Raw genomic sequence first — 17,222 nt, 5'->3', positions numbered from 1 at the left:
CTTGCCGTTAGACTTTGGTCACATACATACGAGCCGCCGCCGGAAGGTAAAGAGGCCCCGCCAGGCGGGGAGCCTGGCGGGGCCTCTCGGTAGCGGGCCTCTCGGTAGCGGGCCTCGCGGGGGAAACGGGCCAGGGCGGCCCGTGCCGTTCAGCGGTAGACCGGGAACTCGGCGCAGACGGCCTCGACCTTGCTCTTGACCTCGGCCTCGATGGCGGAAGTGTCCTCGCCCTTGGCCATGGCGTCGAGGATGTCGCAGATCCAGCCGGCCAGGTCGCGGCACTGGCTCTCGCCGAAGCCGCGGGTGGTCACCGCCGGGGTGCCGATGCGCAGGCCGGAGGTGACGAAGGGGCTCTGCGGGTCGCCGGGCACGGCGTTCTTGTTGACGGTGATGTGGGCACGGCCCAGGGCGGCGTCGGCGTCCTTGCCGGTGAGGCCCTGCTTGATCAGCGAGAGCAGGAAGAGGTGGTCCTCGGTGCCGCCGGAGACGATGTCGAAGCCACGCTCGATGAACACGCCGGCCATCGCCTGGGCGTTGGTCACCACCTGCTGCTGGTAGGTGGTGAACTCGGGGTCCATGGCCTCCTTGAAGCAGATCGCCTTGGCGGCGATGACGTGCTCCAGGGGACCGCCCTGGCCGCCCGGGAAGACCGCCGACTGCAGCTTCTTCTCGATCGCCTCGTCGCCCTCGGCGGAGAGGATCAGGCCGCCGCGCGGACCGCGCAGGGTCTTGTGGGTGGTGGTGGTGACCGCATGGGCGTGGGGCAGCGGCGTCGGGTAGACGCCGGCGGCCACCAGGCCGGCCACGTGCGCCATGTCGACCAGCAGGTAGGCGCCCACCTCGTCGGCGATCTCGCGGAACTTCGCCCAGTCGATGATCTGGGAGTAGGCGGAGAACCCGGCGATGATCATCTTCGGCCGGTGCTCGCGAGCCAGGCGTGCGACCTCCGCGTAGTCGATGCGGCCGTTCTCGTCGATGCCGTACTGCACGGCATCGTAGTGCTTGCCGGAGAAGTTCGGCCTGGCACCGTGGGTGAGGTGGCCGCCGGCGTCCAGGCTCATGCCCAGCACGGTGTCGCCCGGCTTGACCAACGCCTGAAAGACGGCGGCGTTGGCCTGGGAACCGGAGTGGGGCTGGACGTTGGCGTAGCTGGCGCCGAACAGCTGCTTGGCATAGTCGATGGCCAGCTGCTCGACGATGTCGACGTACTCGCAACCGCCGTAGTAGCGCTTGCCGGGGTAGCCTTCCGCGTACTTGTTGGTCAGCTGACTGCCCTGGGCCTCCATCACTCGGGGGCTGGCGTAGTTCTCGGAAGCGATCAGCTCGATGTGCGCCTCCTGGCGGGCGACCTCCTTCTGCATCGCATCGAACAGGGCATCATCGAAACCGGCAATCGTCATGTCACGGCTGAACATCGGCGGGAAACCTCGCGTCACGGAAGAATCAGGGCAGTGCATGATACCCCAGCCCCACCCGCCTTTCACATGAAAGGCGGTCATCCGGGGCAACGGGCGGACTCATGCAGGGCATCCGCGGTCAGCGGGTCTCGACCTGCATGGCGAGGCGGTCGGGCAGCGCCAGGGGGTCGTCGGCGAAGCGCTGCAGGTTCTTCTCGGCCGGCAGGTCCAGGGTGACCTCGAGCTCGCTGGCACTCCCCTCCATCAGCGACACCAGGCCGGCCAGCAAGGCCTCCACCTGGGGGCCGAACATCATGCCGAAGCCCTGGGCCTGGGTGCGCGCCTGCTCGAGGTATTGCGCCTCGCTGACGCCCTCCATGGCGGCGCCCAGGGTGGCCAGACGCCCGAAGAGGCCCTGGTCGGACAGCTTGAGGATCAGCAGGCCACCGTTCAGGCTGGCCTGTTCGAGCAGCCGCTCGCCATCCACCAGGTCGGCATGCGTCATGCCCTCGGGCAGGGCCAGCAGGCCCTCCACGTCGAGGTCCAGTCGCAGGGCGTCGCGGAACGACAGCTGGCTCTCGCTGAGCAGCCGCCCGGTCTCGTCGTCCTGCTCCTCCCAGCGCGCATCGACGACGGCATCCAGGCGCAGCTGGCCGCTGCCGTCGGTGAGCACGTTGCTGGCCATGCGCATCTGGGTGCGCTCCTCCTCGGGCGACAGCTCGATCAAGCGGGTCAGCTCGAGATCCAGCGCCTCGAGTCGCAGGCCGGCCTCGCCATCGCCGAGGTCACCGTCGAGCCCCAATGCCTCCAGGGCCAGCAGGCGGCTGCCCTCCACCAGGATCTCGAGCGCCTCCAGCTCGAGGCGGCCGAGGCGCTGCTCGTCCTCGCGATCGAGCCCCTCGAGATCCTCCAGCAGCAGCCTGTCCAGGGTGAAGTCGCCCTCTCCCATCTCCTCGAGCGGCAGGCCGGTACCGCTCAGCTCATGCAGCTCGAGGCGGCCGATGGCCTCGCGGGAGAGGGTCTCGCCGCGCAGGCGCCCCACGGCCAGGCGTCCCTCGCCCAGGGCGTCCTCGGCGCCGACCCCCTCGGCCAGTTCGGCGCCGTGCTCGATCACCAGCCCCTCCGCGGCCAGGCTGCCCAGGCGCATCGCCGCCAGGCCCTCGTCATCGCCCGGCGGCACGGCCCAGCCCGGCTCGCCCAGCACCAGACGATCGATGCCCAGCAACAGCAGCTCGGTGAGGCCGTCCTCCAGGCGGACCCCTTCCAGGGTCACCTCCTCGGGGCGCTCGTAGTCGCCGCTGACCCGGTAGCGGTCGATCAGCAGCCGGTCGCCCTCCGCGGCGTCGAAGCGCAACGCCTCGGCGGTGACCCGGCTACGCAGCAGGGCATCGGAGACCTCGCCGATCGTCAGCTCGCCTTCATCGGCGAAGAAGGCACGCAGGTCGCGCTCCAGGCGCTCGGCATCGCCCAGCGCCGGCGCGGCGATGAGGGTGGAGAGCGCCACGGGCAGCGCCAGGCGAGGGAGGGTGGCACGGATGAGACGCATGGGATCACCTCCTGTGTGATCGATGTGTGGGTGTGCCAAGCCAGTCTAGCCCAGCGCCGGCCGATTGCCCCTTCAGGTCTCGCCCAGCAGGCCCAGGCTCGCCGCCGGGGCCTGACGACGCAGCCCCCGCGACAGCAGATGACCGATGGCACCGATCAGCAGCGCCCCGCCCAGCGGCAGCACCAGCCACAGCCAGGGGTGCGGCCGCGGCGCCAGGTCGAGCCACGCCACATAGAGGGCCGCGCCGGCCAGCTCGGCGAGCAGCGCCCCCATCAGGCCGCTGGCCAGGCCGAGGATGGCGAACTCCGCCCCCTGGACGCGGGACAGCAACCGGTTGCCGGCACCGAACACCCGCAGCAGGCCGCTCTCGTGGGCGCGCACCGGGCGGCTGGCGGTGAGCGCGGCGTAGAGCACGCTGACCCCGGCCAGCAGCACGAAGGCCAGCACCAGCTCCACGGCGCGGGTGACCTGGGTGAGGAGGTCGCGCACCTGGCCGAGGATGGCATCCACGTTGAGCAGGGTGACGCCGGGGAACTCGCGCCCCAGGCGGCGCTGCAGCTCGCGCTCGCCCGCGTCCAGGTGGAAGGCGGTGATGTAGCTGTGGCCGAAGCGCTCCAGCACCCCGGGGGGGAAGATCACGTAGAAGTTGGGCCGGAAGCTGTCCCAGTCCAGGTTGCGCAGGCTGGTGAGCTCGCCGACGATCTCGTCGGCGCCGATGGTGAAGGTCAGGGTGTCGCCCAGCGCCAGCCCGAAGCGCTCGGCCAGGCCGTCCTCCATGGAGATCGGCACCCGCTCCACCTCGGGCTCGGCGGCCACCTCGTCGTACCAGCCGGCGGCCTCCGCGGCCGGCAACTCGTCGAACCATGCCCCGGCCACCAGGCGGTTGCCCTCCGGCAGGGTCTCGCGCCAGGTGAGGTTGAGCTCGCGGCGCAGGGCGTTGTCGCCGCGTGCCTCCGCCGGCACTGCCTCGCGGGGCGAGCCGCCGTTGATGGCGGTGATGCGCCCGCGCACCATGGGATAGAGGGCGCTGCGCGAGTCGGCGGCCCCGGCCAGCGCCGCCTCGAAGGCGTCGCGCTCCCCGGGCTGGATGTTGATGGCGAAATGGTTGGGCGTGTCCTCGGGGAGCTGCTGTTGCCAGGTGGTGAGCAGGTCGCCGCGCACCAGGGCGATCATCGCCATGGCGAAGAAGGTCACCGAGAAGGCCAGCAGCTGGCCGAGGCTGGCGGTGCGCCGCCGGGCCAGCTGTGCCCCGCCCAGGCGCAGCGCCTGGGCGAGGTCGGCCTGGCCGGCACGCCGTGGCAGGCGCCCGGCCAGGCGCAGCACCGCGGCGAGCAGCAGCGAGCCCAGGCCCCAGAGCGCCGCCAGCATCACCAGGCCACCCAGCAGCAGGCCCAGGGCGAGCCCGGCGTCGCCGGAGTAGAGCCACAGCAGGGCCCCGAACACCGCGCTGGCCACGCCCAGCACCAGCCAGGCCGAGGCGGGCAGCGGATCGAGCTCGCGACGCAGCACCTTGAGCGCACTGACCCGCTTGAGGCGCAGCAGGGTCGGGCCGGCGAAGCCCACCAGCACCGCCAGGGCGGTGAGCACGCCGAGGCCCAGCGGCAGCAGCCCGGGGGGCGGCAATTCCAGGGGCAGGAAGGCGGTGAGCAGGCCCAGCAGCGCCGCCTGGCCGGCCAGCCCCAGCAGCGCCCCCACGACCGAGGCGGCCAGCGCCAGCCACAGCAGCTGCAGGCCGAACAGCCGCGACAGCTCCCCCTGGGTGGCGCCGAAGCAGCGCAGCAGCGCCGCGGTGTCCAGGTGGCGATCCACGTAGCGACGGGTGGCCATGGCCACCGCCACCCCGGCCAGCAGCACCGCGGCCAGGCCGGCCAGGCTCAGGTAGCGCTCGGCGCGCTCCAGGGCGTTGCCCAGGCCGGGCCGGTCGCGGCGTACGTCGCGCACCTCGACGCCGTCGCGGCGCAGGCGGTCGAGCAGCGGCGCCAGCCCCTCCAGGGCCTCGGGGGGCCCGGCGGCGAGGATCTCGAACTCCACCCGCGAGCCGTCCTGCACCAGGTCGGTGGCCTCCAGGTCGGCGCGGTGCATCATCAGGCGCGGGTTGAAGTTGCCGAAGCCCGCCGACTGGTCGGGCTCGCGTTCGATCACCCCGGCCACCTCGAGCTCCGCCTCGCCGACCCGCACCCGGTCGCCGACCTCGGCCTCCAGCAGCAACGCCAGGCGCGGCGCCAGCCAGGCCTCGCCGGGCGAGGGTCCGCTGGCGATCCGCTCGGGGCCATCCCCGCGATCCACCAGGGCAGTGCCGTAGTGGGGATAGGCGTCGTCCACCACCTTGAGGCTGGCGGGCTGGAAGGCGTCGCCCAGGTTGACCATGGAGACCATGTCGACCTGGTCGCTGAGGGTCAGGCCGGCCGTCTCCAGGGTCTCGCGCAGTTCGGCGTCGAAGGGCCGGCCCTGCTCCAGCACCAGGTCGCCGCCCAGCAGCTGGCCCGCCTGGCGGGTCAGGCCGCGGTCGAGGCGATCGAGGAAGAAACCGATCATGGTGGAGGCGGCCACCGCCAGGGCCAGGGCGACGAACAGCGCACGCACGTCGGCGGCGCGCAGGTCGCGGGCCAGGCCCCGGGCCGAGAGGCGCGCCAGGCGCAGGGCGTCCCGGCTCATGCGCTCACCTCCTCGTGGCGCATCTCCACCAGGCGTCCCGACTCCAGGCGCAGGCAGCGGTCGCAGCGACGCGCCAGGGCGTGGTCGTGGGTGACCAGCACCAGGGTGGTGCCGGCCTCGCGGTTGAGGGCGAAGAGGGTGTCGATGATGCGCTCACCGGTGGCGGGATCCAGGTTGCCGGTGGGTTCGTCGGCGAACACCAGCTCGGCGCCGGTGACGAAGGCCCGGGCCAGGGCGACGCGCTGCTGCTCGCCGCCGGAGAGCTGCTTGGGCAGATGCGTGAGGCGCTCGCCCAGCCCCACCCGCTCGAGCCAGTCGCGGGCCCGCGCCTCGGCGCCGGCCTGGGGGGAGAGCTCCAGCGGCAGCAGCACGTTCTCCAGGGCGGTGAGGGTCGGCAGCAGCTGGAAGTTCTGGAACACGAAGCCCACCCGACCGGCGCGCAGCCGGGCACGGCCGTCCTCGTCCAGCGCCGCGAGCGACTCGCCGAACAGCTCGAGCTCGCCGTCGCTGGCCGTATCCAGGCCGGCCAGCAACCCCAGCAGGGTGGACTTGCCGGCGCCACTCTGACCGAGGATCGCCACGCTCTCGCCGGGGAACACCGTGAGCGCCAGATCACTCAGAATGGTGAGCCGCCGATCACCGCTCTGGACCTGCTTGGCCAGGCGATCGACGTGTAGAATCGGTGGGGTTTCCGAACGAGAGGCATGGGTCATGATGAAGGCATTCCCTGGTTGTCCATTGCGTCGCGGCCTGGGCCGACTGGCCATCGTCGCCCTCCTGCTGCTGGCGGCCGCCGCGGCGGCGGCCAGCGAGCGTCCCACCCTGCTGGTGATGGGCGACAGCCTCAGCGCCGCCTACGGCATCGAGCGTCAGGAGGGCTGGGTCAGTCTGCTGGCCGCACGCCTGGACGGGAAGGCCGAGGTGGTCAACGCCAGCATCAGCGGCGAGACCTCCAGCGGCGGCGCCGGCCGGCTGCCCGAGCTACTCGGACAGCATGCCCCGGACATCGTTCTGCTGGAACTGGGCGGCAACGACGGCCTGCGCGGCCTGCCTCCCGGCCAGTTCGAGGCCAACCTGGCCGGCATGATCGAGGCCAGCCGCGAGGCCGGCGCCGCGGTGCTGCTGCTGGGCATCGACATCCCGCCCAACTACGGCCAGGCCTACCGCGACGCCTTCACCGGGGTCTACCACCGCCTGGCCGACGAGTACGACCTGCCGCTGGTGCCCTTCCTGCTGGAGGGGGTGGCACTGGACGAGACGCTGATGCAGGACGACGGCATCCACCCCACCGCCGCCGCCCAGCCGATCATCCTCGACAATGTCTGGCCCGAGCTCGCGCCGCTGCTGGAGGACAACGGCATGGCGCTGGCCGAGGCTCAGGACTGAACCGCCGGCGCCGGCGCCTTCTGCCACTGCTGCAGTCCCAGCCCGGCAAGGATCAGCACCAGCCCCACCAGGGTGGAGACGAGGATCGGCTCGCCGACCACCAGGAACAGCAGCAGCAGCGATACCGGCGGCGAGAGGAAGATCAGGTTGGAGACCTTCGCCGTGCGCGACACCTGGTGGACGGCGAGCTGCCAGAGCACGAAGGCGATACCCATCTCGAACAACCCCACGTAGACCCCGGCGCCGAGTCCCGCCCAACCGTGCCAGGCGAGGCCCGGCCCGGCGAGCAGCAGCACCGTGAGCACCGGCACCCCCACGCTGAAGTTCTGCCACTGGGCCACCAGGGGCGGGCGATGGTCGCGGGCGTTGAGCAGCCAGTAGAGCGCCCAGATCAGCGTCGAGGCCAGCGCCATGCCCACGCCGAGCGGGTCGGCGAAGGCCACGTCGAACACCGCACCGCGGGTGGCGATCACCCAGACCCCCGAATAGGCGATCAGCCCCGCCAGCACGTCGATGCGGGTCAGCCGCTGGCCGAGGATCGGCACCGCCAGGAAGGCCATGGTCAAGGCCCAGGTGTAGTTGAGCGCCATGGCTTCCTGGCCCGGCAGGCGGTCGTAGGCGCCGAACAGCACCAGGTAGTAGGCCACCGGATTGAGCAGCCCCGCCCAGGCGGCGGTGCGCCAGCCACCGGCGAACGCCTGGCGCAGCAGCCCCTGGCGGGCCACCAGCACGCCGATCAGCGCCCAGGAAACCAGCGAGGCCAGCCACATCAACTCCAGCGGTGACATGTAGGCCAGCGCCACCTTGAAGGCCGTGGCCACCGTGGACCACAGCCCCACCGCGCCGAGCCCATAGAGCATCGCCTTGCCGTCACGGGTCATGCGTCAGACCCTCGGCCCGAGCGGTCGATATGCCCCAGGTCGCGATCGGGGGCGAGGCGGTCGCGGACCTTCTGCTTGAGGGTCTTGCTATCGGGGAAGCCGCCGTCGCGCTTGCGCTCCCAGATCGACTCCGCGTCGAAGAAGATTTCGAAGTAGCCACCGTGGGACGGCACCAGGGCCACCTCGTCCAGGTCCTCGCCGAAGGTGGAGAGCAGTTCCTGGGCCAGCCAGGCGCTGCGCAGCAACCACTGGCACTGGGTACAGTAATGGATTCGAATACGTGACACGGTGCACTCCCTGTCGCAACGATGATGGGCCCATCCTATCAGCGAGGAGCCCCCAGGGCGCCCCCGTTATCAGCCAGGGCCGCCTGATGAGGTGGCATGCAGGTGGGGCAATCGCCACGGCCAACGGCCATGGCCCCGGAAATGCCGGTGGCGGCGTTGAAATCCGCCGAGGCTCTGGCCATGATGTCAATCGAACCTAGACAGTGACGACGCTGCCGCCCCCGGGCGGCCGAGACAGGATCCGCGACAGGAACGCCTCGCATGAAACGATCTCCCCTGATCAGCCCGGACTTGCTGGAGCGCATCGTCGATGCCTCCGAGGACGGCATCGTGGTGGCCGAGCAGGAGGGCGACGAGCACATCCTGATCTACGTGAACCGGGGCTTCGAGCGCCTGACCGGCTACAGCGCCGACGAGATCCTCTACCAGGACTGTCGCTTCCTGCAGAACGACGACCGCGACCAGGAGGGGCTGGCCACCATCCGCAAGGCGCTCGCCGAGGGGCGTCCCTGCCGCACGGTACTGCGCAACTATCGCAAGGACGGCACCCTGTTCTGGAACGAGCTGTCGATCACTCCCGTCCATGACGAGGACGACAACCTCACCTACTACCTGGGCGTGCAGAAGGACGTCACCGAACGTGTCGAGGCCCAGCAGGAGCTGGAGCGCCTCAGGGCGCGCCACGGCCTGGACTGAGCTCCGCCTCCACCGCCGCGGCGCTAGGGAGGAAAAAAGTCGCGCCGGGGGCTTGTCCTCTCCCTCCACCCGGATATATACAGGCTCCCAGGCAACGCCCGTTGCCTTTGTGGCGCTTCGGGTTCCGCGAAGCCGGACGAGAAGCGAACGTGTGACCGGTCGGCGCCCGACGTCGACACCTGGCCATGGGAGGACTTCGCATGGGCCGTGAATCCCTTCTCGACTCCAGCCTCGACGACGATCAGGATCTCCTCGAGGCGGTGAACGACGACGACTACGTGCGTCCCCGCCCCAGCAGTCGCGCCGACACCCTGCATGCGCGTCGCCGTGTGGAGGCGCTGCTCGAGGAACGCCGGCTGCGACGCGCCATCGAGGACGACTGGGCCCTCGACGAGGAAGAGTAGCGCCGAGCGCCAGACGCATAAGCCCGTGGCGGGTGTGTGGCCGGAAACTGGCCATCGATCGCCGCGGGCTCTATCATCCGTGGGTCAGCCAATCCTCCAACCAAGTGGAACTCCATGGCGCAATACGTCTACACCATGAACCGGGTGGGCAAGGTCGTGCCCCCCAAGAAGCAGATCCTCAAGGACATCTCCCTTTCCTTCTTCCCCGGCGCCAAGATCGGCGTGCTGGGCCTCAACGGCGCCGGCAAGTCGACCCTGCTGCGCATCATGGCCGGCGTCGACAAGGAGTACGAGGGCGAGGCGCGCCCCATGCCGGGCATCAACGTCGGCTACCTGCCCCAGGAGCCGGAGCTCGACGACGCCAAGAACGTCCGCGAGACCGTGGAGGAGGCGCTGGGCGCCATCAAGGAGGCCCAGGAGAAGCTCGACGCCGTCTACGCCGCCTATGCCGAGCCGGACGCCGACTTCGACGCCCTGGCCACCGAGCAGGCGCGCCTGGAGAACATCATCGAGGCCGCCGACGCCCATAACCTCGAGCGCAAGCTGGAGGTGGCCGCCGAGGCCCTGCGCCTGCCGCCCTGGGAGGCCAAGGTCGGCAACCTCTCCGGCGGCGAACGCCGCCGCGTGGCGCTGTGCCGCCTGCTGCTCTCCAGCCCCGACATGCTGCTGCTCGACGAGCCCACCAACCACCTGGACGCCGAGTCGGTGGCCTGGCTGGAGCGCTTCCTGCACGACTACTCCGGCACCGTGGTGGCGATCACCCACGACCGCTACTTCCTCGACAACGTGGCCGGCTGGATCCTCGAGCTGGACCGCGGCCAGGGCATCCCCTTCGAGGGCAACTACTCCCAGTGGCTGGAGGCCAAGGAGAAACGCCTGGCGCAGGAGGCCAAGCAGGAGGCCTCGCGCCAGAAGGCCATCAAGCAGGAGCTGGAGTGGGTGCGTTCCAACGCCAAGGGCCGCCAGGCCAAGAGCAAGGCACGCCTCAACCGCTTCGAGGAGATGCAGTCCGGTGACTTCCAGAAACGCAACGAGACCAACGAGATCTACATTCCGCCCGGTCCGCGCCTGGGCGACAAGGTGATCGAGTTCCACGACGCGGCCAAGGGCTTCGACGGCCAGCTGCTCTACGAGGACCTCTCGTTCAGCGTGCCCAAGGGCGCCATCGTCGGCCTGGTGGGCGGCAACGGCGCCGGCAAGTCGACGCTGTTCAAGATGATCACCGGCCAGGAGACCCCCGACCGCGGCGAGGTGGTGCTGGGCGACACCGTGGATATCGCCTACGTCGAGCAGCTGCGCGACAACCTCGAAAACAAGCAGACGGTGTGGGAGGCGGTCTCCGACGGCCAGGACATCCTCAACATCAACGGCTACGAGGTCTCCTCGCGCGCCTACGTGGGACGCTTCAACTTCAAGGGCAATGACCAGCAGAAGCGCCTCGACGAGCTCTCCGGCGGCGAGCGCGGCCGCCTGCAGCTGGCCCAGACCCTCAAGCAGGGCGCCAACGTGCTGCTGCTCGACGAGCCCTCCAACGACCTGGACATCGAGACCCTGCGCGCCCTCGAGGAGGCCCTGCTGGCCTTCCCCGGCTGCGCCCTGGTGATCTCCCACGACCGCTGGTTCCTGGACCGCATCGCCACCCACATCCTCGGCTTCGAGGGCGACTCCCGGGTGGTGTTCTTCGAGGGCAACTACACCGAGTACGAGGCGGACCACAAGCAGCGGGTGGGCGACGACACCCCGCACCGCATGAAGTACAAGCGCATCGATGCCTGACCGGCTTCGCCGGAGCTGTAAACCGTAAGCTTTAAGCTGGAAGCCTGAAGCTGGAAGAAAACCCCACGGCTGCGAGGCCTGTGGGGTTTTCTCTTCCAGCTTCCAGCTCAAGCCCGCGCAGCGGGCGTTCTTCCAGCTCCCGGCGAAGCCGGGGTCTTCCAGGCGCGAAGCGCCGCTCTTCCAGCTTGAAGCTCCGCTTCAGTAGAGCTTGGGCTCGCCCCGCGGCCGGGTCTTGAAGCGGCGATGCAGCCACAGGTACTGCTCGGGGTGCCGGCGGATGGCCGCCTCGATGACGGCGTTGATCCGGGTCGCGTCGGCCACCTCGTCGCCGCTGGGGAAGTCCGCCAGGGGCGGCAGGTACTCCAGGGTGTAGGTGCGGTCGTCGGGGTTGCGGTGAAAGATCAGCGGGATCACCGGGGCCCCGGTCATGCGGGCGATGCGGGCGGTCATCCTGACCGTGGCAGCCTGGATGCCGAAGAAGGGCGCGAAGACACTGGCATCGCGCCCGAAGTCCTGGTCGGGGGAATACCAGACCGCATGGCCGGCCTTGATCCGTCGGACCACGCCACGCAGGTCGTGGCGGTCCAGGATGGCATCGAAATAGGGGGCCCGAGCCCGGCTCATGAAACGGGCGAAGAGGGGGTTGTCATGGGGGCGCTGGACGGCATCGGCGCGGAAATAGAGCGCATGCAGGGCGGCCCCGAGGTCGAGGGTCGAGAAGTGCACGCCGAGGATCAGCGCCCCCTTCCCCTCGGCCTCCAACCTGGCCCTGTGCTCCTGGCCCTTGAAGATGACCCGGTGGCGCAGATGCTCGGGGTCACGGCACCAGGCGGTGGCCGTCTCGATGAGGCCGATGCCGTTGGCGATGAAGGTCTCGCGCACCAGCCGGTGATGCCGATCATCCTCCAACTCCGGGAAGCAGAGCCGCAGGTTGGTCTCGGTGATATGCCGACGACGGCGGGCGAGGCGCCAGGCTGCCAGGCCGATGGCCCTGCCGAGCCACAGCTTGAGTCGCCAGGGCAGCCGGGCGGCGGCATGCATGGCCCCGATGGCCAGCCAGGTCGGCCAGAAGCGCGGATGGGCGAAGGAGTCGGGGTAGTCTTTCCGGCTCATTGGGGGACAGCCCCGGGGGACAGACCCCAATTAACGGTGCTCTCCATGCGGCAACTCTCCTTGTCACTGGGGATTACGATTGCCCCCCATGATAGCGTCTCGGCACCCGCGGCAGCACCCCGCTGAGCAGGGTGTAGCTGATGGTATCGCAGTGGCGGGCCACCTCGTCCACCGAGAGCACCTCGCCATTGCTCGCCCTGCCCCACAGCACCACCTCGCTGGCGATGTCGGCCTCGGGGATGTCGGTGAGGTCCACGGTGAGCATGTCCATGGAGACCTTGCCGGCGATCGCCGTGCGGCGGCCGGCCACCAGCACCGGGGTGCCGTCCACGGCATGGCGGTCGTAGCCATCGCCGTAGCCCGCCGCCACCACGCCGATGCGCGAGGGGCGCGGGGTGGTCCAGCGCCCGCCATAGCCCACCGGCTCGCCGGCGGGCAGCTCGCGCACGGCGATGATCGCCGAGCGCAGGGTCATCACCGGCGCCAGGCGCCGGCTCGCCGCGTTGGCGACCTCCAGGGGGTCGCTGCCATAGAGCATGACGCCGGGGCGATTCCAGGCGCCATGGGCGCGGGGCCTGGCCAGGGTAGCCGGGGAGTTGGCCAGGCACAGCGGCGCCCCGAGACGGTCGGCGAGCGCCTCCAGCCGCGCCATCTGGCGCTCGAAGTAGGCGCTGTCCTCCAGGTCGGCGGTGGCGAAGTGACTCATCAGGTGCAGGTCGCAGGCCTGCGCCGGGGCCTCGCGCAGCCGCTGCCAGACGGCCTCGACCGCCTCGGGCGGGAAGCCCAGGCGATGCATGCCGGAGTCCACCTTGACCCATACCGGGATGGGCCCTGCCGGTCGATGGGCGAGCAGCGCCTCCAGCTGCCAGTCGCTGTGCACCGTCATCCAGAGACCCAGGTCGTCGACCTGGGCGAGCTCGGCGGCCTCGAAGATGCCCTCCAGCAGCAGGATGGGCGCGTCGATGCCCGCCTCGCGCAGGACCACCGCCTCCTCGATGCAGGCCACCGCGAAGGCGGGGGCGATGCCCTCCAGCGCGCGGGCGCAGGGCACGGCGCCGTGGCCATAGGCGTCGGCCTTGAGCACGGCCACGCAGCGGCTGTCGGGGGATCGTTCGCAGGCGAGACGGTAGTTGTGGCGCAGGGCGTCGAGGTCGATCTCGGCGATGAGCGGCCGGGCCATGGCGGACTCCTGGTGATGCGGACGGAACGACCAGGCATTATCGTCGGATTTGTCGGCGAAATCACGAAAGAAACCACCATATGAATGGTGGTTTCCGGAACGTTATTATGACCTTAAGGCCGAACAAGGGTCGATCTTGCTATGCCGAGGCGGAGCCACTACTCGAAGATGGCGTCCAGGGAGAGCCCCTGCTTGTCGAGTACCCGGCGCAGCTTCTTCAGCGCCTCCACCTGGATCTGGCGCACCCGCTCGCGCGTCAGGCCGATCTCCTCGCCCACCTGCTCCAGGGTGGCCGCCTCGTGGCCGCGCAGGCCGAAGCGCCGCACCACCACCTCCATCTGCTTCTCGGTGAGCTCGGAGAGCCACTCGTCGACGTGCTGCTTGACGTCGCCGTCGAGCAGGGTCGACTCGGGGCCGTGGTCGTTATCGTCGGCGAGGGTCTCGATCAGCGGCTTGTCGCTGTCGCCGCCTACCGGGTAGTCCACCGAGGAGATCCGCTCGTTGAGCCCCATCATCTTCTTGACGGTCTCCACCGGCTTGTCCAGGTAGTCGGCGATCTCCTCCGCAGTGGCCTCGTGGTCGAGCTTCTGGGTCAGCTCGCGGGCCGCGCGCAGGTAGATATTGAGCTCCTTGACCACGTGGATGGGCAGGCGGATGGTGCGGGTCTGGTTCATCAGCGCCCGCTCAATGGTCTGGCGGATCCACCAGGTGGCGTAGGTGGAGAAACGGAAGCCGCGCTCGGGGTCGAACTTCTCCACGGCGCGGATCAGGCCGAGGTTGCCCTCCTCGATCAGGTCAAGCAGCGATAGCCCGCGATTGAGGTAGCGCCGGGCAATCTTCACCACCAGGCGCAGGTTGGATTCGATCATCCGCGAGCGCCCCAGGGGATCGCCCTTCTGGGCCAGGCGACCGTAGAAGACCTCCTCCTCCGGCGTCAGCAGTGGCGAGAAGCCGATCTCGTTGAGGTAGATCTGGGTGGCATCGAGGCTGTGGTTGTTGTAGCGATCCTCACGGCTCAGCGCCTTCTCGAAGGCGGCATCGTCGCTGCTCGCCACTTCCTCGACGTCGAGGTCCTCGACGATGTCATCGTCCTTTTCCTCGAGCGCGTCGAGATCCACATCCTGAAGGTCCCGTTCAAGCATGCTCATCGGTGGCTACCCTGTGGTTGCGTCCCGTCGCCGAGTCTGCCCTCTAGCCTCGGCGAACCTGATTATTATTGTGTGACATCCCGTCGGCAGTGCTCTCACCCGGCCGATGGCGGCCCTCAGCGCGGCGGCAGGAACTCCAGGGGATCCTGGGGCTGACCGTCCTTGCGCACCTCGAAGTGCAGCCTGACATCCTCGGCGTCGCTGTCGCCCATGGTGGCGATCACCTCGCCGGCCTGCACCACGTCATTCTCGCTCACGTTCAGGGTGTCGTTGTGGGCATAGGCACTCAGGTACTGGTCGTTGTGCTTGAGCAGGATAAGCTTGCCGTAACCCCTCACCCCGCTGCCGGCATAGACCACGATGCCCGGCCCGGCCGCCTTGACAGGTTGCCCCTTTTGTCCGGCGATATCAATGCCGGCGGTGATGCTGCCGCCATCGCCGAAGCGCCCGACCACCTCGCCGTCGACGGGCCACTGCCAGGCCACCTCGTCCACCGGGGTGTAGCCGCGCTCGCCGCCCTCGCTGCCCTGGGTGCCACCGGCCACCGCGGTGCCGGCATCCGCCTCGTCGGCATCGGCCTGTGCCGTCCCGGCCTCATCGTCGGCGGCATCCTGCGCTGGCTCGTCCTCGGCGGCGGCCGCCTCGGTCACCTCCTCGTCAACGGCCTCGTCCGCCTCGGCCTCTTCCGCCTGCTCGTCCCGGGCATCCCGCTCGCGGCGCTCGGCCAGGTCGCGCTCGCTGAGGCCGCCATCGGCACCGGGACTGTCGGGGGAGTAGATCGGCCCCGGCCCGCTGGCCTCGCCCGTCGCCGCGACGGCACCCGCCACGGCCCCACCGGTGGGCCCCTCGGCCTCCTCCAGTGGCTCGGCGGAGAGGCGCTGGTTGCGCTCGATCGCCTCCTCGTCGGGCAGCAACCACTCCATGTCGGACGACTCGCCGGTGCCCTGGTCGCCGCCCAGCGGCGTGGCCACCACGCCGCTGGCGGCGTCGTCCACCTGCTCCTCGCCACCGGACTGGGCCGTCTCGGCATCCAGCACCAGGCGCTGGCCCGGCTGTATCTGGTAGGGCGGCCCGATCCGGTTGAGCCGGGCCAGGTCACGGTAGTCCATGTCGTGGCGCCAGGCGATGCCGTACAGGGTGTCGCCGGCCTCCACCGTGTAGTGACCGGCGGAGGTCGATTCGCGACTCGCCGAGAGATCGCGCACCGGCACCTGGCCGGGCGACTCCTGCTGGTTGGCACAACCGGCGATCGCCAGGGCCAGGCCCGAGATCATCATTACCTTACGCATCAGAGCCTTCCTCCTTGTTTGCCCCGTGAGACGAGCGTGAGGCGGCCGAGCGTCGACCGCCGCGATCGAGGAGCAGCACGATGGCCGCCCCCACCAGCATCAGCGCCACCACCCCCGGCAGCTGCGCCGCCTCGCCGGTCAACTGGGCGTAGTCGCCCGGTGTCAGGTAGCGGTAGTCCAGGGGGATCATCTGCCCTTCCGGCCCGAGCTGGTAGCGTAACAGTTCCCGCCACGGCCAGAGTACCGGCAGCGAGCCAACGATGAAGCCCACCAGCAGTTGCAGGGTCGCCGTGCGATGGCGGCTCAGCAGCCAGGAAAGCAGGCGCGAGAAGACGAACAGCCCCACCAGGCAGCCCAGGCCGAAGAGGCCGAGCAGCCCCGGGTCGAAGCCGCGGATACCATCCATCACCGTGCCGTAGAGCCCCATGGTGAGCAGCAGGAAGCTGCCCGAGACGCCCGGCAACAGCAGGGCGCTGATGGCGATGGCGCCCCCCACGACCAGCATCAGCGCCTGGCTGCCCAGCAGGGTGATCAGCGGCATCAGCGAGGGCAGCCAGTAGGCCAGCAGCAGCCCCGCCACCAGCGGCAGCAGGTGCCACCACTTCCAGTCGGCGGGGTGGCGGCTGACCACCAGCGCCGAGGCCGCCACCAGCCCGAAGAAGAAGCCGTTGAGCAGCAGCGGGTGGTCCTCCAGCAGCCACACCACCAGGTGGGCGACGCTGATCAGGCTGGCGGCGATGCCGGCCAGCAGCGGCACCACAAAGGCCAGGTTGAGGTGGACCGCCAGCCCCGCCAGGCCGCCCCGGCGCCAGGCCGGCCAGGCACTGGGGCCGAAGCGCTTGATGGTGTGGATCAGCTCCTCGTAGATGCCGGTGATGAAGGCGATGGTGCCGCCGGAGACGCCCGGGACGGCGTCGGCGGCGCCCATGCCGGCCCCCCTGAGGAAGATACCCAGATGTCGCTTCAACGTATGACTCCTTCCAGCAGCGGCACGAACCGGACCGGTTCCAGCCGCCGCTTCTCGAACTGGTTGTCCTGCCGCTGCACACGGGTCAGCCACTGGCGGCCGCGGGCATCGGACAGCGGGGTGATCAGCACGCCCCCCTCGGCGAGCTGGGCCAGCAGGGGCTCGGGCAGCTCGCTGGCGCAGGCGGTGAGCAGGATGACGTCGAAGGGGGCCTCGTTCTCCCAGCCGTGGCCGCCATCCGCCAGGCGCAGCCGGGCGTTGCGGGCCCCCAGCAGGCGCAGCCGCTCGGCGGCGCGACGATGCAGGGCATTGATCCGCTCGATGGACCAGAGTTCCGGCACCAGGCGCGCCAGGATCAGGGCCTGGTAGCCGGAGCCGGTGCCGACCTCCAGCACCCGGGCCGGGGATTCCTGCAGCACCAGCTCGGTCATGCGCGCCACCATCCACGGCTGCGACAGGGTCTGGCCATGGCCGATGGGCAGCGAGGTGTCCTCGTA

At 69.9% G+C, this 17,222-nt stretch carries 16 protein-coding genes; 4 read left to right on the top strand and 12 right to left on the bottom strand.

All coding sequences use genetic code 11. The annotated features are described in order from the left end of the window. Positions 1-149: 149 nt before the first annotated feature. The 4 genes from glyA to QWY80_RS10125 form a co-directional block, all read right to left on the bottom strand. Complete coding sequence (glyA, locus tag QWY80_RS10140) at positions 150-1,415, bottom strand: serine hydroxymethyltransferase (RefSeq protein ID WP_290230995.1); 1,266 nt, start codon at positions 1,413-1,415, stop codon at positions 150-152. A gap of 121 nt (positions 1,416-1,536) precedes the next feature. Further along, entirely contained in the window at positions 1,537-2,943 is a 1,407-nt protein-coding gene (locus QWY80_RS10135) for a hypothetical protein (protein WP_290230993.1), read from the bottom strand. 72 nt (positions 2,944-3,015) lie between these two features. Continuing rightward, positions 3,016-5,598, bottom strand: a complete 2,583-nt coding sequence (locus QWY80_RS10130) for an ABC transporter permease (protein ID WP_290230991.1) — start codon at positions 5,596-5,598, stop codon at positions 3,016-3,018. Further along, the gene (locus QWY80_RS10125) at positions 5,595-6,311 is read right to left on the bottom strand and encodes an ABC transporter ATP-binding protein (RefSeq protein ID WP_290230989.1); all 717 of its coding nucleotides are present in this window, start codon (positions 6,309-6,311) and stop codon (positions 5,595-5,597) included. The genes QWY80_RS10130 and QWY80_RS10125 overlap by 4 nt, the downstream gene beginning before the upstream one ends. On the opposite strand from QWY80_RS10125, the gene QWY80_RS10120 reads away from it, so the two are divergent. Further along, entirely contained in the window at positions 6,310-6,984 is a 675-nt protein-coding gene (locus QWY80_RS10120) for an arylesterase (RefSeq protein ID WP_290230987.1), read from the top strand. The two genes, QWY80_RS10125 and QWY80_RS10120, sit on opposite strands and share 2 nt — an antisense overlap. Here QWY80_RS10120 and QWY80_RS10115 read toward each other — a convergent pair. Both QWY80_RS10115 and QWY80_RS10110 read right to left on the bottom strand, forming a co-directional pair. Then, a complete protein-coding gene (locus tag QWY80_RS10115; RefSeq protein ID WP_290230985.1) occupies positions 6,975-7,865 on the bottom strand; it encodes a DMT family transporter in 891 nt (296 codons plus the stop codon). The two genes, QWY80_RS10120 and QWY80_RS10115, sit on opposite strands and share 10 nt — an antisense overlap. Beyond that, positions 7,862-8,152 carry an Rdx family protein gene (locus tag QWY80_RS10110; protein WP_290230983.1) on the bottom strand — a complete coding sequence of 97 codons (291 nt, stop codon included), beginning with the start codon at positions 8,150-8,152 and terminating at the stop codon, positions 7,862-7,864. Before QWY80_RS10110 ends, QWY80_RS10115 begins: the two co-directional genes overlap by 4 nt. Before the next feature lie 261 nt (positions 8,153-8,413). On the opposite strand from QWY80_RS10110, the gene QWY80_RS10105 reads away from it, so the two are divergent. The 3 genes from QWY80_RS10105 to ettA all read left to right on the top strand — a co-directional run bounded on the left by QWY80_RS10105 (position 8,414) and on the right by ettA (position 11,028). After that, positions 8,414-8,848, top strand: coding sequence for a PAS domain S-box protein (locus QWY80_RS10105; protein ID WP_290230982.1), 435 nt, complete (start codon positions 8,414-8,416; stop codon positions 8,846-8,848). 200 nt (positions 8,849-9,048) lie between these two features. Next, positions 9,049-9,252, top strand: a complete 204-nt coding sequence (locus QWY80_RS10100) for a PA3496 family putative envelope integrity protein (protein WP_290230979.1) — start codon at positions 9,049-9,051, stop codon at positions 9,250-9,252. A 114-nt stretch (positions 9,253-9,366) separates the two neighbouring features. Next, positions 9,367-11,028 (top strand): energy-dependent translational throttle protein EttA, encoded by a 1,662-nt coding sequence (ettA, locus tag QWY80_RS10095; protein ID WP_290230977.1) that lies wholly within the window; start codon positions 9,367-9,369, stop codon positions 11,026-11,028. A 198-nt stretch (positions 11,029-11,226) separates the two neighbouring features. Here the strand turns inward: ettA and lpxL are convergent, their stop codons facing one another. The 6 genes from lpxL to QWY80_RS10065 all read right to left on the bottom strand — a co-directional run. Continuing rightward, positions 11,227-12,141, bottom strand: a complete 915-nt coding sequence (lpxL, locus tag QWY80_RS10090; protein ID WP_290230975.1) for an LpxL/LpxP family Kdo(2)-lipid IV(A) lauroyl/palmitoleoyl acyltransferase — start codon at positions 12,139-12,141, stop codon at positions 11,227-11,229. Between the two features lie 73 nt (positions 12,142-12,214). After that, on the bottom strand, positions 12,215-13,321 hold the full coding sequence (gene alr / locus QWY80_RS10085; protein WP_290230973.1) for an alanine racemase: 1,107 nt from the start codon (positions 13,319-13,321) through the stop codon (positions 12,215-12,217). Between the two features lie 158 nt (positions 13,322-13,479). After that, positions 13,480-14,469, bottom strand: a complete 990-nt coding sequence (rpoS, locus tag QWY80_RS10080; protein ID WP_290230971.1) for an RNA polymerase sigma factor RpoS — start codon at positions 14,467-14,469, stop codon at positions 13,480-13,482. Between the two features lie 116 nt (positions 14,470-14,585). Beyond that, a complete protein-coding gene (locus QWY80_RS10075; protein ID WP_290230969.1) occupies positions 14,586-15,758 on the bottom strand; it encodes a peptidoglycan DD-metalloendopeptidase family protein in 1,173 nt (390 codons plus the stop codon). Then, on the bottom strand, positions 15,751-16,725 hold the full coding sequence (locus QWY80_RS10070) for a DUF368 domain-containing protein (RefSeq protein WP_290230967.1): 975 nt from the start codon (positions 16,723-16,725) through the stop codon (positions 15,751-15,753). The genes QWY80_RS10075 and QWY80_RS10070 overlap by 8 nt, the downstream gene beginning before the upstream one ends. Continuing rightward, on the bottom strand, positions 16,722-17,222 hold a 501-nt coding region (locus tag QWY80_RS10065; RefSeq protein WP_290230964.1), incomplete at its 5' end, for a protein-L-isoaspartate(D-aspartate) O-methyltransferase. The genes QWY80_RS10065 and QWY80_RS10070, both read right to left, overlap by 4 nt.

Source organism: Halomonas ramblicola (assembly GCF_030409215.1).
In the GTDB taxonomy this organism is placed as follows: Bacteria; Pseudomonadota; Gammaproteobacteria; order Pseudomonadales; family Halomonadaceae; genus Halomonas; species Halomonas ramblicola.
Note: the sequence above shows the minus strand (reverse complement) of the source record. Positions and strands in the feature narration are given on the sequence as shown.

Excerpts from the sequence above, each read along its gene's own strand:
- glyA (WP_290230995.1), bottom strand. The coding sequence starts at position 1,415 with ATGTTCAGCCGTGACATGACGATTGCCGGTTTCGATGATGCCCTGTTC.
- QWY80_RS10135 (WP_290230993.1), bottom strand. The coding sequence starts at position 2,943 with ATGCGTCTCATCCGTGCCACCCTCCCTCGCCTGGCGCTGCCCGTGGCG.
- QWY80_RS10130 (WP_290230991.1), bottom strand. The coding sequence starts at position 5,598 with ATGAGCCGGGACGCCCTGCGCCTGGCGCGCCTCTCGGCCCGGGGCCTG.
- QWY80_RS10120 (WP_290230987.1), top strand. The coding sequence starts at position 6,310 with ATGATGAAGGCATTCCCTGGTTGTCCATTGCGTCGCGGCCTGGGCCGA.
- QWY80_RS10125 (WP_290230989.1), bottom strand. The coding sequence starts at position 6,311 with ATGACCCATGCCTCTCGTTCGGAAACCCCACCGATTCTACACGTCGAT.
- QWY80_RS10115 (WP_290230985.1), bottom strand. The coding sequence starts at position 7,865 with ATGACCCGTGACGGCAAGGCGATGCTCTATGGGCTCGGCGCGGTGGGG.
- QWY80_RS10105 (WP_290230982.1), top strand. The coding sequence starts at position 8,414 with ATGAAACGATCTCCCCTGATCAGCCCGGACTTGCTGGAGCGCATCGTC.
- QWY80_RS10100 (WP_290230979.1), top strand. The coding sequence starts at position 9,049 with ATGGGCCGTGAATCCCTTCTCGACTCCAGCCTCGACGACGATCAGGAT.
- ettA (WP_290230977.1), top strand. The coding sequence starts at position 9,367 with ATGGCGCAATACGTCTACACCATGAACCGGGTGGGCAAGGTCGTGCCC.
- lpxL (WP_290230975.1), bottom strand. The coding sequence starts at position 12,141 with ATGAGCCGGAAAGACTACCCCGACTCCTTCGCCCATCCGCGCTTCTGG.
- alr (WP_290230973.1), bottom strand. The coding sequence starts at position 13,321 with ATGGCCCGGCCGCTCATCGCCGAGATCGACCTCGACGCCCTGCGCCAC.
- rpoS (WP_290230971.1), bottom strand. The coding sequence starts at position 14,469 with ATGAGCATGCTTGAACGGGACCTTCAGGATGTGGATCTCGACGCGCTC.
- QWY80_RS10075 (WP_290230969.1), bottom strand. The coding sequence starts at position 15,758 with ATGCGTAAGGTAATGATGATCTCGGGCCTGGCCCTGGCGATCGCCGGT.